Genomic DNA, 13,508 nt, shown 5'->3' on the forward strand with positions numbered 1-13,508 from the left:
CCCGGAGGACCGGGCGGCCATTCTCCTGGAGCCATCAACGGCAAACACCCATCAGCCACACCCGGTCCTCCCGGACCGCCAACCATTCTTAAGGACACACCCATGCCCGAGTACCGCCGCGTCCTGCTGGACGGCGCCGTCGTCCGCACCGTCCGCGAGGGGGAGGACCTGGTCGCCGCCGACGGCCGGCGGGTCCGCGCCGAGGACGCCCACCACCTGCCGCCCGTCGTCCCCTCCAAGGTCATCGCGGTGCACCTCAACCACCGCAGCCGGGTCGAGGAGTTCGGGATCGGGCTCACCTCCGCCCCCACCTACTTCCACAAGCCCGTTTCCGCGCTCAACGCGCACGGCGGCGCGATCGTCCGCCCCGAGGGCTGCCGCTACCTCAACTACGAGGGCGAGGTGGCCATCGTGATCGGCCGCACCTGCCGCAACATCGCCCCCGACGAGGCGGCCGGGTACATCGCCGGCTACACCGTCGCCAACGACTTCGGCCTGCACGACTTCCGGGACACCGACGCCGGGTCCATGCTGCGGGTCAAGGGCTCGGACACCCTGTGCCCGCTCGGGCCCGGGCTGGTCACCGACTGGGACTTCCGCGGCAAGTACCTGCGCACCTACGTCAACGGCCGCCTGGCGCAGGACGGTTCGACCGGCGAGATGGAATGGGACATGCACTACCTGGTCGCCGACATCGCCCGCACGATCACCCTCGAACCCGGCGACGTGCTGCTCTCCGGCACCCCCGCCAACTCCCGGCCGGTCGAGCCCGGCGACCTGGTCGAGGTGGAGGTCGAAGGGCTCGGCCGGCTCGCCAACCGCGTCGTCGCCGGCCCCGTCCCGGTCCGCGCCGACGTCGGCGCCCAGCCCACCGCCTCCGAGGAAGTGCTCTCCACCGCGCTCGGCGGCGACTGGGAGTTCCGGGGCGTCCGCGCTCCCCGACGCTGAACCCGCCGCCCCGTCCGCTCGTGTACTTTGACTCCGAACGACCGACGCGACCGGTATCGTCCGGTACCGGTCGGCATCGCCCGGTGCCGACCGACAGCGACCGGCGTCGACCGGTACCGACGCGGACAGCACCGGAGGGGAACAATGCCAGGGCAGCAGGGCATCGGCGAGACCGAGAAGCGGGTCCGGGCCAAGCTGGGCGGGGCGGCCCTCATCCGGCACGACCAGATGGCGGTGGTCTCCAACATCTACCGCGCCGCCAACGCCGTACGCCAGCACGTCGAGAACACCGTGCTGCGCGGCAGCGACCTCACCTGGACCGGCTTCACCGTCCTGTGGGTGGTGTGGATCTGGGGCGAGATGGAGACCCGCCACGTCGCCGAGGAGGCCGGCATCTCCAAGGGCACCCTCACCGGCGTCGCCCGCACCCTCGAATCCCGCGGCCTGCTGCGCCGCTCCGAGCACCCGTCCGACGGCCGCCGCGCGCTGCTCGCCCTCACCCCAGAGGGCGAGCAGCGCATGCGGACCCTGTTCCCCGCCTTCAACGCCGAAGAGGCCTTCGTCGCCGATCCGCTGACCGACGAGGAGTGCCGCACCACCGCCGAGGCGCTGCGCCGGATCGTCGTCCAGGTGGAGACCCACGGCGAGGAGCGGCGCCTCGACCTGCTCAAGGGCGCCAGCCCGGCCCCGCGCCGCTCCGGCCGCAAGCCCAAGGCCGACTGACCGACCCCGGCGCGCCGCAGGCCGCTCCCCTTCCCCGGGAAGCGGCCTGCGGCGTTGTGGTCTTGACGGTACGTCAGTTCTCTGCCCGGGCCTGCTCCACCAGGGCGTCGAACAGCGCCTGCTGGCGGGGGTCGCGGTCGGCGGTGTCCTCGGGGTGCCACTGCACGGCCGTGAGCCAGCCGGTGGCGGCGGGCAGTTCCAGGGCCTCCACGGTGCCGTCGGCGGCCCGGGCGGCGGGGCGCAGCCCGGCACCGAGGCGGGCGACCCGCTGGTGGTGGTAGCAGGAGGCGTCGAGGCCGGCGGTGCCGAGGGCGGCGGCGAGCGGCCCGCCGGGAGCGGGCGTGACCCGGTGGCGCAGGTGGCGGTGGTGGCCGGGGTCGCCCATGTCCTGTTCCAGGGTGCCGCCGAGGGCCACGTTGAGCACCTGGAGGCCCCGGCAGACGGCGAGCAGCGGCAGGCCCAGCGCGACGGCCTGCCGGGCGAGTTCGAGGTCGAAACCGTCCTGTTCGGCGTCCATGTCGTACACCCCGGCGTGGACCGGCTCGTCGGTGTAGCGGGCGGGCGACAGGTCTCCGCCGCCGGGCAGCAGCACCGCGTCGAACCGGGCCAACCGGTCGGCGAGTGCGGCCGGGTCGGCGGTGCCGCCTGGGGCGTGCGGGTGCAGCGACACGGGTTCGCCGCCGGCCCGCCAGACGGCGTCCAGCAGGGCGCGGGCGTTGACCTCGGCGGCGTACCGCAGAGCGGAGGTGGTGGCGGCGAAGCGGGCGGGGATCGCGACCAGGGGCCTCACAGGGCGATCCAGGTGGTCTTGAGCTCGGTGTACTTCTCCAGCGCGTGGACGGACTTGTCGCGCCCGTTGCCGGACTGCTTCATCCCCCCGAACGGGACGCTCAGGTCACCCTCCTCGTAGCAGTTGACCCAGACCGTCCCGGCCCGCAGCGCCCGGGACAGACGGTGCGCGGTGGACAGGTCGGAGGTCCACAGGCCCGCGGCGAGGCCGTACTCGGTGGCGTTGGCGAGCCGCACCGCCTGGTCGAGGTCGTCGAACGGCAGGACGGCCAGCACCGGGCCGAACACCTCCTCGCGGGCCAGCCGGGAGTCCGGGGCGACCCGGTCGAAGACGGTGGGCTCCAGGTAGCTGCCGCCGCTGACGTCGCTGCCGCCGTCGCTGCCGCTGCCGTTGCCGCCGCTGCCAGGCAGGGCGCGGCTGCCGCCGGTGCGCAGCCGGGCGCCGTCCTGCGCGGCGGCGGCGACGTGGCCGAGGACCCGTCCGAGGTGGCGCTCGCCCGCCAGCGGGCCCATCTCGGTGGCCGGGTCGAGCGGGTCGCCGACGCGCAGCGCGCGGGCGCGGTCGACGACGGCGGCGGTGACCTCCTCGGCGATCGAGGAGTGCACCAGCAGCCGGGACGGTGCGGTGCACATCTGGCCCTGGTTGAAGAAGATGCCCCAGGCGGCGGTGGCGGCGGCCCGTCCGAGGTCGGGGGCGTCGGGCAGCACCAGGTTGGGGGACTTGCCGCCGAGCTCCAGCCAGACCCGCTTGAGGTTGGAGTCGGCCGCGTAGTGCAGGAACCGGCGGCCGACGGCGGTGGAGCCGGTGAAGGCGAGCACGTCCACGTCCGGGTGCAGGCCGAGCGCCCGTCCGGCGGTCGGGCCGTCGCCGGCGACGACGTTGAGCACACCGGCGGGCAGTCCGGCCTCCGCGCCGAGCCGGGCCAGCAGCAGGGCGGACAGCGGGGACAGTTCGGAGGGCTTGAGCACCACCGTGCAGCCGGCGGCCAGCGCGGGGGCCAGCTTCCAGGCGGCCAGGGTCAGCGGGAAGTTCCACGGCACCACCGCGCCGACCACCCCGGCCGGCTCCCGGGTGACCAGGGCCAGCGCGTCGGGGGAGACCTGCGGGGCCTCGTCGGTGAGCTTGTCGGCGAGTTGGCCGTACCAGCGGAAGGTGCCGGCCACGGCGCGCAGTTCGATGTCGTGGGCCTCGGTGACGGGCTTGCCCATCTCCAGGCTGATCGCCAACGCCAGTGCGGCGCGGTCGCGTTCGACCAGCTCGGCGAGGCGGATCAGGGCCCGGCCGCGGTCGGCGGGCGCGAGCCGCGGCCACGGCCCGTGGTCGAACGCCCGGCGGGCGGCGGCCACCGCGTGGTCGACCTCGGCCTGCCCGCTGTCGGCCACCGCGGCCAGGACCCGGCCGTCCCGAGGGGAGACGACGTCGAACAGGGCCCCGCCGCCCGGCTCCTCCGCTCCGTCGATGTGGTGGCCGGTGGGCGGGGCGAAGGCCGCCGCCAGGGCGCGCCAGTCGGCGTGGGTGTGCGGGGCCGCCATGGGTCCTCCTCGCGGAACGCAAGACATTTGAACTCAAACGATATGGCGGGCCGGCCGCTCCGCACAAGGCACCCGGCGACCCGATCCGCCCCCGGGGCCTCTGCCACCGCCTGCCCTGGCCCTGGGGCGGATCGCCTGCTCCGGCTGCCCGCCCCGGTCGCTTCGGTCGCTCTGGTCGCTTCGGTGGCTGCGGGAACGGGGGGTGAACTCGATCGGCCGCCACTCCCGTTCCTCCCCGTGAAGGCCCGTCAGGACGGCGCCGGGCGGGCGCCGGACGGATGCGGGGCCCGGGTGCCCGGGGCGGCCGACGAGGCCCGCCCGACCAGTCAGGAGCAGACATGAACAAGATCAAGGCGGCTGTCGCGGCGGCGGCGGCCCTCGTGGGAATCGGGCTGGGGGCGGCTCCCGCGTCGGCGGGCGACATCGGTGTCCCGGCGCACTGCGGCAACAAGCAGTTCGGCGGCACCTTCCTGTGCGGCGGCGACTACGGTGACGGCGGGACGTACTTCTTCTTCCAGGACGGCAACAGCGAGATCTTCGTCATCGGCACCGACCAGGCCGTGTGGACGCGCTGGACGAGCGGCAGCTCCCACAAGATGAGCAACTGGACCTCCCTGGGCGGCTCCTTCACGAGCAAGGTCTCGATCACCCGTCAGACGATCGGCGGCGCCTTCACCATCACCGCACGCGGCGGCGACTACAACCACATGTGGTCCCGCGACCGCAGCCAGAGCGGCAACTGGAACTCCTGGTACGTCGACGGGCCGCCGATCGCCGGCGGGGGCAGCGTCGGCAAGTCCTGACCATGGCGGAGGAGCCCCGGAGGACCGGTCCACGACCGCTCCGGGGCCTCCTCCTGCCGAGGTCGCGATCCGCCGCCGGCTACTCCTCCCTGCAGCATCCGTACTGCCTGCAAATGTAGTAATGAGCCTCCGACGCCCCCCCTCATCACGAAGCCGCAGTTCGGGCAGACGGGAATCGAATTGGGATTGACCCGGAGCACGCAGGCGTTGTCCATCGTCAGCGCGGCCTCGGCGATCTCCCGGCCGTGCTGGTGGATTCCCTGCTGGATGAACTCGAACGCACCGTAGACGTGCCCGCATTCCGGACACGGGAATCACGGCCGCATACGGGCACCAATGAGATCCATGACAAGGACGGCTGTGCGCACAGAATTCCGTGGAACATGTCCGATGAGGCACCCCGATCGGGCGTTTCCCCATCGCGATCCCGGTGGCCGTGAGCCCGGGGCCGCCAATTCCGGAAACGGGACGACCGGCGACCGTGGCCGGGTGGTGGCGTGACCGGCGTGCAGTGGGTCCGGGCCGACATCGGCGGCGGGGCCGAGCGGGGACGGGCCGGCCGGCTCCGGCGACCGACAAGCGCACCCGCGAGGTGACCTACTTTCACGCCTGCCCGGGCTCGGGCTCCAGCACGAAGACGGGGATCACCCGGTCGGTCTTCTCCTGGTACTCGGCGTACGGCGGGTACGCGGCGACCGCGCGTTCCCACCACTCGGCCTTTTCGTCGCCGGTGACCTCACGGGCCGTCATGTCCATTCGCACGGGCCCGTCCTGGAGTTCCACGTGCGGGTCGGACTTGAGGTTGAAGTACCAGACTGGGTGACGCGGGAAGCCGCCCTTCGAGGCCACGGCCGCGTACCGCCCCTCGTGCTCCACGCGCATCAACGGGGTCTTGCGGATCTTGCCGCTCTTCGCGCCGCGCGTCGTGAGGATGATGACGGGAAGGCCCGTGTCCCAGAGCGTCAATCCCTGCGTGCCGCCCGAACTCTCGTACAGCTCCACCTGATCGCGCACCCACTGCGCCGGACTCGGCTCGTACTCGCCCTCAAGAGGCATCGGATTCAACCCCATCGTCACGTCATGAAGTGCGGTGTCCGACAGCTGGTCGGGGGGCAGGGCCGTCGAGGCCCTTGTCCCCACTCCGGTCGGAGGCACCCCCGGCTGAGGGAGCATATCGGGCGCCACCCCAGGTGTCCGTTCCAGGGGCGGCAGCCGTTCGGGTGGTCTCACGGCCCGGGGCGGACCTGTGCGGGACGGTCGAGTTCGGGGCCCGGGAACGGTGTCCGCTTGCTCTCCGAGAGCAGCCGGCGGTGGAACCGGTCCAGGACGGCGGCGGCCCCGGCATGGCGCTCGATGATCGCGGCGATCTCCGGCGGAACACCGTCGGGCCTCCGACCGGCGATCCACTCCTGGAGGAACACGTCCGTCTCCCTGTCGCCCCGAAGGCGGTCGACGAGGTGGTGGTGGATCAGATGGCTCGCGGTGTAGTGGTGGTCGTACCGGAGGTGGTCGGCCAGGAACTGTTCCTCCTCCGTCGAGAGTTCGAAACGGGAGCTCAGGGCCAGCCCGAAGTCCGCGAAGTAGATCAGCCGGCCGTCGGTGAGGATGTTGCGGAAGTGGGCATCGAAGTGCACGAGCCCGCGAGAGCTCATGAATGCCGCTCCCCGCGTCAAGGAGTCCTCCGCCCACGGGTAGGGGGAGCCGGTGCCGGTCGGCGCCGCGTGCTCCCGCTGTTCGTGCTGCTCCCGCTGCTCCCGCTGCTCGTGCAGCCACCCGCCGAGTGTCTGCGGCACGTGTTCGAGGAAGAGCACCAGGCTGCGGGAGGACCGGCCGATGGCCTCCAGCCGCTCGCGCACGGCCCGAGAGCCCTCCCAGTGGGCGACCGCTCCGTCGATGCCCCCGAACTCGTCCACGAAGCCCTCGGGAGGGGAGTCGGGCAGGACGCGCCAGTGGTACATCAGGGGAAAGCCCTCGTACTCCCTCCCCAGGACCCAGTGGGTGGTCATGATGTGGACGGCCAGCTCCCGCCAGGCACCGAACCCGGCCGAGCCCACGCCGTACTGGTAGAACATCGGCAGCCCGAAGAGGTTCGCCGTGGACCGGATGTTCTCCGGCCGGGTCTCGACGTCCGTCAACGGCACCCGCTTGACGAAGACCCGCGTCCCGTCGATGTCCAGCTCCGCAGACCTGCCGCCGATGCCGGATCCGACCGGAGGCGCGGACGCCACGACCTCGCCGAGTCGCCGGTCGCTCAGCAGCGACAGCCGGGTGGCGACGGTCCCGTAGGCAGCCAGACGGGCGGCGTGCCGGGACTCGGGGTGGCGCATCGACGGCTCCTCGGTGCCCCGAACCGGGGCGTCGGTGTGGACTCGAACGTCATCGACGGTGGCGTACGCGCTTCACCGCACCGTCGAGGGGGCGCCTGCGCCGGCTACGTCCTTGAGGACCACATGGCCGACCGACTGCCCACGGGCTGAATCGGGTTGCGCTTCAAGGGCCGCGAATGACGGTGCCGTTCACCGGCCGATCGTACGCGCCGGCGTTCGGGCCGGGCACCGACGGTCCCCGGCCCGCTACCGCGGCATCCGAACGCGCACGGCTTCGAGGGACCAGTCGAGCACGGGCGCCAGACTCTCCGGAGCGGGCCAGCTGTTGATCACCGCGAGCAGCCGGAGGTGCCGGTCCCTGCGGGGGTCGTTCACGCTCTCCAGCCGAAGCAGCAGCCGCCGGCGAAGCTCGGCGTCGTCAGGGCGGCCGTGGACGTGCGCGTAGTGGGCCGCGAACGCCGCGACGATCGGATCGGCCCGGTGCGAGGCCGGCTCGACGCCCGCCGCCAGGGCCGGGGCGACCAGGTCACGGACGGTTGCGGCGAAGTCGCGGCGCGGGCCCGTGGTGTCGCCTTGTGCCCGCTCGGCCGCCAGATCCTCGGCCATTCGTCGCAGGCCGGCCCGGAAGTCGGGGTCCAGGGCCAGTTCGGCCCACTCCACCCAGGCCCGGGTCTGCTCCGCCTCGGGGTCGTCGGGCAGTTCGGGGGTCATCGAGCGCTTGACCCCTGCGAACGCCGAGTCGGCGCCGAGACCGTCGAAGACCGCGTCGAGGAAGTCACCGATGAGACGTCGGCGTCCGTCCTCGGAGAGCCGGGCGAGCTGTTGCATGAGTTCGGTCTCCTCGGGAGTGAGTCTGCGCTCGGCCACCGTGGTCAGCACCGCGTGCCGCAGGCGCAGGATGCCGATCCGCACCGCCAGTGCTTCGGCATGCGCCGCGGTGACCTCAGTGAGCGAGAGCTCCCGTTCGACGACCCTGCGGATCGTGGGAAGGTCCAGCCCCAGGTCCCGCAGGGTCCGCACCAGGTCCAGGCGCGCGACGGCGTCGACGTCGTACCGGCGGTAGCCGGCCGGGCTGCGGTCCGTCGGCGTCACGATTCCGCGATCGGAGTAGAACCGAATGGTCTTGACCGTGAGACCGGTCCGCCGAGCCAGCTCGCCGATCGGGTAAAGCGTGTCGCCGTCCATGCCCCTACCCTGGCGTCTCCCCCTACGGGAGACTCAAGCCCGGTCGCCTGTCCAACGGGCGAGCATCGGGCCGTGAGCCACACCCGGATACGCTGTCGGTTCGGTCGGGGGAGTGTCGGGGAATCGGGGGCAGTGATGATCGGTGGCAACGACGCCGTCCGTGAGGTCCCGGTGCCACCGCGGTTGGGTGCTGTCACCGATCTGGCACCGGTGCGCGATCGCGATCGCCCCGTGTGGCTGACGCTGAGTGAGGATGGCACGATCAGCCGGTGGGACGTGGCGACCGGTGACCACGAGACTGTCGGAGCCATCACCTTGGCGGCGGAATCCGATCGCGAGCCATGGAACGGCCGTCACCTCCGCAGGCGCCTGCACGCCTCCCACGACGGCATGTTCGCCGCGGTGGTCAATGACTACGGCCGCTTCGGCGAGGTGGTCGACCTCCGGACCGGCGAGGTGACTCTGGCCTTGGACAACCAGGGTGGTGACGAGGAGACAGTGCCGTTCTCACTGGAGTTCGCGCACAGTCGTGGGCGTTGCGTAGTGATCCACCGCACGGCGTGGAACCGGCTGGACGTGTCGGACGCGCAGACGGGGGCGCTGCTGACCGATCGCTCGCTCCCCGCGCCCGCAAACCCGGATGCCGTGCCGGAACACCACCTCGACTACTTCCACGGCTCGCTGTATGTGAGCCCTGACGGGAAGCGGATCCTGGATGACGGCTGGATGTGGCATCCGGTCGGGATCCCCGCGGTGTGGGATCTCGACCAGTGGATCGAGGGCAACGTCTGGGAGTCCGAGGACGGTCCGAGCCGGGTCGATGTCTGCGGTCGGGAGTACTACTGGGATCACGCCATGACCTGGATCGACTCGACCCGGGTCGCCGTCGAGGGTCTCGGCGACGCCGACGATGTCATGCGGCCGGGGGTACGGATCTTCGATACGAGTCGAACCGGTCAGAGCGGGATGTGGCGGATGCCGACGGCCGTGGAGCTCCTTGCGTTCGAGGGCCCGACCGGACGTTTCTTCAGCGACGGCACCCACCTGTTCAGCTGTGCTGACGCAGACCTGTCGATATGGGATCCGACCGAGGGGAAGCTCCTGGGCACCGTCCCCGGCTTCTCGCCCACGCACTACCACCCAGGCGCCCGCCAGTTCTTGCGGCTCGCCGACGGCGTGGTCAGTCTCCGGGCCTGACCGGAAGACGCGGGAGGAACGGGCGAGCAGTGGACAGGGACCGGCGGCATGAGGCTGTCGTGGCGCTCCGTGAGCTCGGGCGAAGCCACGACTACCGCGACCGGGCGGACGCCGGTCGCGGCCTGGCGGGCTTCGCCGAGATGCGGGAGGCCCTCGGGCCACTGCTGGAGCTCGTGCTCGACCCGGGTGACACCTTCGTCACCCGGGCGACCGCGGGAGCCCTGCTCCGGCGAATGGACAGGATCGGGTTGGCGGTGGTCGCCTCGGCACTGGCGGTCGCCGACTCGAATCACAGCGATTGGATCCATACCGCGATCCTCGATGTGCTCGGCATCTTCTCCGAGGACCGGGACGACGCGATGCGGCTGTGCGAGGAGATGCTGCGGGACACCGACGACCGCGTGGCGCTGGGGGCTCGTCAGCTGCACGAGATCCTGGCCGAGATCGACCCTGCTCTTCGCCCCGCGTAGCACCGGGCGGACACTGTCGTGAGAGCCCGGGGGCTCGAACCTCCATCCGGCCGAACCCGGTGCCGGGGATCAGGCCGTGACGAGTTCCTTCTCGGGGTCGGGCGTCGTGACCTTGGGCTTCTTGTTCGGGAGTGAGAGCCGGAAGACCTTGTGCCACGCGGAGAACACCTGCTTGGGCAGTGGCCCGGTGACGTAGTCCAGCTCGTACTTCTCGAACAGCGCGCGCACCTTCACCGCGACGTCGGCGTACCGGTTGCTCGGCAGGTCCGGGAACAGGTGGTGCTCGATCTGGTGGGACAGGTTGCCGGTCATGAAGTGCATGGCCTTGCTGCCGCTGATGTTCGCGGAGCCCATCATCTGGCGCAGGTACCACTGGCCGCGCGTCTCGCCCTTGATCGACCGGCGCTCGAAGACCTGTACGCCCTCGGGGAAGTGCCCGCACATGATCACCGAGTGGGACCAGATGTTGCGGACCAGGTTCGCGGTGAACGTGGCGGCGAGCGTGGTGAGGAAGGACGGGCCCGACAGCAGCGGGTGGATCACGTAGTCCTTGAGCACCTGCTTGCGGATCTTGCGGCCCACGGCCCTGGCCCGGGCGCGGAACTCCGGGTCCTTGCGGCGGCGCTTGTGCAGGTTCTTGCCGAGTTCCAGGTCGTACGCCGCGATGCCGTACTCGAAGAAGCAGGCGTTGATGAAGTTCCACAGCGGCTGGCCGAGGTGGAACGGGTGCCACCGCTGGTCCTCGTCGACGCGCATGATGCCGTAGCCGAGGTCGTTGTCCTTGCCGATCACGTTGGTGTACGTGTGGTGCAGCTCGTTGTGCGAGTGCTTCCACTGCTCGGACGGCGAGACGTGGTCCCACTCCCAGGTGGTGGAGTGGATCTTCGGGTCCCGCATCCAGTCCCACTGGCCGTGCAGGACGTTGTGGCCGATCTCCATGTTCTCCATGATCTTCGCCACGGACAGGCCGGCGGTGCCGAGCAGCCACGCGGGCGGGAAGATCGAGAACAGCAGCACGCCCCTGCTGGCCAGTTCGAGCTTGCGCTGCGCCGAGATGACCTTGCGGATGTAGGCGGCGTCCTTCTCGCCGCGGTCGGCGAGCACCTCGTCGCGGATCGCGTCCAGCTCGCGGCCGAGCTCCTCGATCTGCGCTGCGGTCAGGTGGGCGGTGGGGTCGATGGCGGTCAAGGTGCCTACCGTTCGATGTCGCAGGGGCCCGCCGCGGCGGACACGCAGGTCTGGATGAGGACACCCGGCTCGGCCTCGGTGATCTCGCCGGTGCGCAGGTCGCGGACGGCGCCCGCCTTGAGCGGCGTGACGCAGCCGAAGCAGATGCCGATGCGGCACCCGGAGGGCATGAGCACGCCGGCCTCTTCGCCGACGTCCAGCAGCGGCGTGGTGCCGTTGGCATCGACGGTCTTGCCGGTGGCGCTGAACGTGACCTCGCCGCCGCTGTTGCCGCCCCCGTCGCCGAGGACGCCGGAGACGATCGTGCGGGGGCGGAACCGTTCGGTGTGCAGGCGCTCCCGGACGTCGTGCCCGGTCCAGTGCTCCTCCGCGGCGTCGAGCAGGCCCTCGGGCCCGCAGGCCCAGGTCTCGCGCTCGGCCCAGTCGGGCACGAGTTCGCCGAGGCGGGCGATGTCGAGCCGGCCGTCCGTGCCGGTGTGCACCTCGGTGAGGCGCAGCTTCCCGTCCGCGACCAGGCCGTGCAGTTCGTCGCGGAAGATCACGTCCTGCGGCCGTGGCGCGCAGTGGACCATGACGACGTCGTCGACCTCGGTGTCGCGCAGCATGCCCATCACGGGCGTGATGCCGCTGCCGGCCGTCAGGTAGAGCACCTTGGCGGGCTTGGCCTGCGGCAGCACGAAGTCACCGGTCGGCTGTTCGAGCCGGACCAGCGTGCCCGGTGTCGCCCTGCGGACGAGGTGGTTGCTGACCTTGCCGTCCGGGACCGCCTTCACGGTGATCGTGATGCGGCCGTCCCGGCGGTGTGTCGGCGAGGTGATGGAGTAGCCACGCCACAGGCGCCGCCCGTCGACGTCGACCCCGATCCGCACGTACTGACCGGCCGTGTGGCCGCGCCAGCCCCGTCCCGGCCTGATCACGACGGTCGCGGCGTCAGCCGTCTCGGGGTGCACGGCCTCGACGCGCCCACGCAGGTCGGCGCCCGCGCGCAGCGGGCTGACCAGGTCGAGGTAGTCCGACGGCAACAGCGGCGTCGTGACCATCTCCAGCAGCTTCCATGCCCTGTTGCGGAGGGCTGCACTCGTCATGACTCCAGCTTGCTGCGCCTAGGGGCGTAAAGTCCTGACCGTAGGACGTGAATCTGGTCGGCCGAATTGTTCGCAGGGAACAAAAACGTGAGCCATGCAATCAGGAGGGCCGGCGAACCGGTCCTGGACGAGACGACGGTCACCGCGCTTCGGGCCGCGCTGGCGGCCACCGCCGACGAGGTCGTCCGGGCGATCATCGACGAGGTCCCGCCCTATGCCAACGCGCTTTCGGGCCGCATGGGCGCGACCATCCGCCGGGCCGTCCGCACCGCCCTGGGGCACTACCTGGACCTCGCGAGCGGGAACGCCACGGGTGGCGACGCCGGCGACGCGGCCTACGAGCTGGGCCGCGGCGAGGTGCGCGACGGCCGTTCGATGGACGCGCTGCTCAGCGCCTACCGCGTCGGCGCCCGGGTGGCATGGCGGTCCCTGGCGGCGGGCGCCGTACCCGCGGGTCTGCCCGCCGCCGAGGTCGCCAGGTTCGCCGAGCTGACCTTCGCCTACATCGACGAGCTCTCCGCCGCGAGCGCCGCGGGCCACGCCGACGAACTGGCCGCCCGGGGCAGGGCGCACGAGCGCCACCTGGAACACCTGGCCCGCGACCTCCTCACCGACGCGAGCCCGGACGTGCTGCTGGCCTCCGTGCAGCGGGCCGCGTGGCAGCCCCCGGTCTCGCTGACCGTGGTCCTGCTGCCCGCCGCCCAGGCCCGGCCCGCCTACCGCGTGCTCGACCCGGGCACCCTCGTCCTCGACGACCTGCCCGACGCCACCGGAGTACTGCTCGTCCCCGACGCCGACCGGTCACACCTCCTGCGGCAGCTGACCGACCGCACCGCCGTGGTCGGCCCGGCCCGGCCATGGACCCGCGCGTCCGCCTCGTACGCCCGGGCCGTACGCGCGCGCTCCCTCTCCGCCGAGATCCGCGACACCGAGGCCCACCTGCCCGAGCTGGTGCTGAGCGCCGACGCGGACGCGTTCGCGGACCTGCGCGCCCGAGCCCTCGCACCGCTGCGGGCCCTGCCTGCCGCGACCGCGCGACGGCTGGAGGAGACGCTGCGGGCGTGGCTGCTGCACCAGGGCAGGCGGGACGAGGTGGCGGCGGCGCTGTTCGTCCATCCGCAGACGGTCCGGTACCGGATGTCGCAGCTGCGGGAGCTGTTCCCGGACCTCGCCTCGCCGGACCGCGTCCTCGAACTGACCCTGGCCGTGGGCCTCCGGGCCGGCTGACACGTCCGCCCGGCAGGTCTCCCGTCCGCGAGC

General features: G+C 71.8%; 13 protein-coding genes. 6 read left to right on the plus strand and 7 right to left on the minus strand.

Going from position 1 to position 13,508, the window contains the following annotated elements:
- Positions 1 to 102 precede the first annotated feature (102 nt).
- Together ACFQ6N_RS31400 and ACFQ6N_RS31405 are read left to right on the plus strand one after the other, a co-directional pair.
- A complete protein-coding gene (locus tag ACFQ6N_RS31400; RefSeq protein WP_380656387.1) occupies positions 103 to 948 on the plus strand; it encodes a fumarylacetoacetate hydrolase family protein in 846 nt (281 codons plus the stop codon).
- Between the two features lie 144 nt (positions 949 to 1,092).
- A complete protein-coding gene (locus tag ACFQ6N_RS31405; RefSeq protein ID WP_380656389.1) occupies positions 1,093 to 1,671 on the plus strand; it encodes a MarR family winged helix-turn-helix transcriptional regulator in 579 nt (192 codons plus the stop codon).
- 73 nt (positions 1,672 to 1,744) lie between these two features.
- On the opposite strand, the gene ACFQ6N_RS31410 is transcribed toward ACFQ6N_RS31405, so the two are convergent.
- Both ACFQ6N_RS31410 and ACFQ6N_RS31415 read right to left on the minus strand, forming a co-directional pair.
- Positions 1,745 to 2,461: a gamma-glutamyl-gamma-aminobutyrate hydrolase family protein gene (locus tag ACFQ6N_RS31410; RefSeq protein ID WP_380656392.1), complete on the minus strand. Its 717-nt coding sequence runs from the start codon at positions 2,459 to 2,461 to the stop codon at positions 1,745 to 1,747.
- Positions 2,458 to 3,993 carry an aldehyde dehydrogenase gene (locus ACFQ6N_RS31415; RefSeq protein WP_380656395.1) on the minus strand — a complete coding sequence of 512 codons (1,536 nt, stop codon included), beginning with the start codon at positions 3,991 to 3,993 and terminating at the stop codon, positions 2,458 to 2,460. Before ACFQ6N_RS31415 ends, ACFQ6N_RS31410 begins: the two co-directional genes overlap by 4 nt.
- A 338-nt stretch (positions 3,994 to 4,331) precedes the next feature.
- On the opposite strand from ACFQ6N_RS31415, the gene ACFQ6N_RS31420 reads away from it, so the two are divergent.
- Positions 4,332 to 4,796, plus strand: a complete 465-nt coding sequence (locus ACFQ6N_RS31420; protein WP_380656398.1) for a hypothetical protein — start codon at positions 4,332 to 4,334, stop codon at positions 4,794 to 4,796.
- Between the two features lie 603 nt (positions 4,797 to 5,399).
- Here the strand turns inward: ACFQ6N_RS31420 and ACFQ6N_RS31425 are convergent.
- The 3 genes from ACFQ6N_RS31425 to ACFQ6N_RS31435 all read right to left on the minus strand — a co-directional run bounded on the left by ACFQ6N_RS31425 (position 5,400) and on the right by ACFQ6N_RS31435 (position 8,308).
- Entirely contained in the window at positions 5,400 to 5,852 is a 453-nt protein-coding gene (locus ACFQ6N_RS31425) for a nitroreductase family deazaflavin-dependent oxidoreductase (protein WP_380656487.1), read from the minus strand.
- 170 nt (positions 5,853 to 6,022) lie between these two features.
- Entirely contained in the window at positions 6,023 to 7,123 is a 1,101-nt protein-coding gene (locus ACFQ6N_RS31430) for a protein kinase family protein (protein WP_380656400.1), read from the minus strand.
- 246 nt (positions 7,124 to 7,369) lie between these two features.
- Positions 7,370 to 8,308 carry a MerR family transcriptional regulator gene (locus ACFQ6N_RS31435; RefSeq protein ID WP_380656403.1) on the minus strand — a complete coding sequence of 313 codons (939 nt, stop codon included), beginning with the start codon at positions 8,306 to 8,308 and terminating at the stop codon, positions 7,370 to 7,372.
- A gap of 135 nt (positions 8,309 to 8,443) precedes the next feature.
- Between ACFQ6N_RS31435 and ACFQ6N_RS31440 the strand changes: the two genes are divergently transcribed.
- Both ACFQ6N_RS31440 and ACFQ6N_RS31445 read left to right on the plus strand, forming a co-directional pair.
- The gene (locus tag ACFQ6N_RS31440) at positions 8,444 to 9,505 is read left to right on the plus strand and encodes a hypothetical protein (protein WP_380656406.1); all 1,062 of its coding nucleotides are present in this window, start codon (positions 8,444 to 8,446) and stop codon (positions 9,503 to 9,505) included.
- 59 nt (positions 9,506 to 9,564) lie between these two features.
- Positions 9,565 to 9,975 (plus strand): hypothetical protein, encoded by a 411-nt coding sequence (locus tag ACFQ6N_RS31445; protein WP_380656408.1) that lies wholly within the window; start codon positions 9,565 to 9,567, stop codon positions 9,973 to 9,975.
- A 69-nt stretch (positions 9,976 to 10,044) separates the two neighbouring features.
- Here ACFQ6N_RS31445 and ACFQ6N_RS31450 read toward each other — a convergent pair whose 3' ends face one another.
- Complete coding sequence (locus tag ACFQ6N_RS31450) at positions 10,045 to 11,163, minus strand: fatty acid desaturase family protein (RefSeq protein ID WP_380656411.1); 1,119 nt, start codon at positions 11,161 to 11,163, stop codon at positions 10,045 to 10,047.
- Positions 11,164 to 11,168: 5 nt separating this feature from the next.
- Positions 11,169 to 12,248: a ferredoxin reductase gene (locus tag ACFQ6N_RS31455; RefSeq protein WP_380656413.1), complete on the minus strand. Its 1,080-nt coding sequence runs from the start codon at positions 12,246 to 12,248 to the stop codon at positions 11,169 to 11,171.
- 87 nt (positions 12,249 to 12,335) lie between these two features.
- Between ACFQ6N_RS31455 and ACFQ6N_RS31460 the strand changes: the two genes are divergently transcribed.
- A complete protein-coding gene (locus ACFQ6N_RS31460; protein ID WP_380656416.1) occupies positions 12,336 to 13,475 on the plus strand; it encodes a PucR family transcriptional regulator in 1,140 nt (379 codons plus the stop codon).
- The last annotated feature ends 33 nt before the right edge of the window (positions 13,476 to 13,508 follow it).

The organism is Kitasatospora sp. NPDC056446 (assembly GCF_042796115.1).
In the GTDB taxonomy this organism is placed as follows: Bacteria; Actinomycetota; Actinomycetes; order Streptomycetales; family Streptomycetaceae; genus Kitasatospora.

Bases quoted from the DNA above. Each gene is read 5' to 3' on its own strand.
- ACFQ6N_RS31400 (WP_380656387.1), top strand. From the start codon at position 103: ATGCCCGAGTACCGCCGCGTCCTGCTGGACGGCGCCGTCGTCCGCACC.
- ACFQ6N_RS31405 (WP_380656389.1), top strand. From the start codon at position 1,093: ATGCCAGGGCAGCAGGGCATCGGCGAGACCGAGAAGCGGGTCCGGGCC.
- ACFQ6N_RS31415 (WP_380656395.1), bottom strand. From the start codon at position 3,993: ATGGCGGCCCCGCACACCCACGCCGACTGGCGCGCCCTGGCGGCGGCC.
- ACFQ6N_RS31420 (WP_380656398.1), top strand. From the start codon at position 4,332: ATGAACAAGATCAAGGCGGCTGTCGCGGCGGCGGCGGCCCTCGTGGGA.
- ACFQ6N_RS31425 (WP_380656487.1), bottom strand. From the start codon at position 5,852: ATGCCTCTTGAGGGCGAGTACGAGCCGAGTCCGGCGCAGTGGGTGCGC.
- ACFQ6N_RS31430 (WP_380656400.1), bottom strand. From the start codon at position 7,123: ATGCGCCACCCCGAGTCCCGGCACGCCGCCCGTCTGGCTGCCTACGGG.
- ACFQ6N_RS31435 (WP_380656403.1), bottom strand. From the start codon at position 8,308: ATGGACGGCGACACGCTTTACCCGATCGGCGAGCTGGCTCGGCGGACC.
- ACFQ6N_RS31440 (WP_380656406.1), top strand. From the start codon at position 8,444: ATGATCGGTGGCAACGACGCCGTCCGTGAGGTCCCGGTGCCACCGCGG.
- ACFQ6N_RS31455 (WP_380656413.1), bottom strand. From the start codon at position 12,248: ATGACGAGTGCAGCCCTCCGCAACAGGGCATGGAAGCTGCTGGAGATG.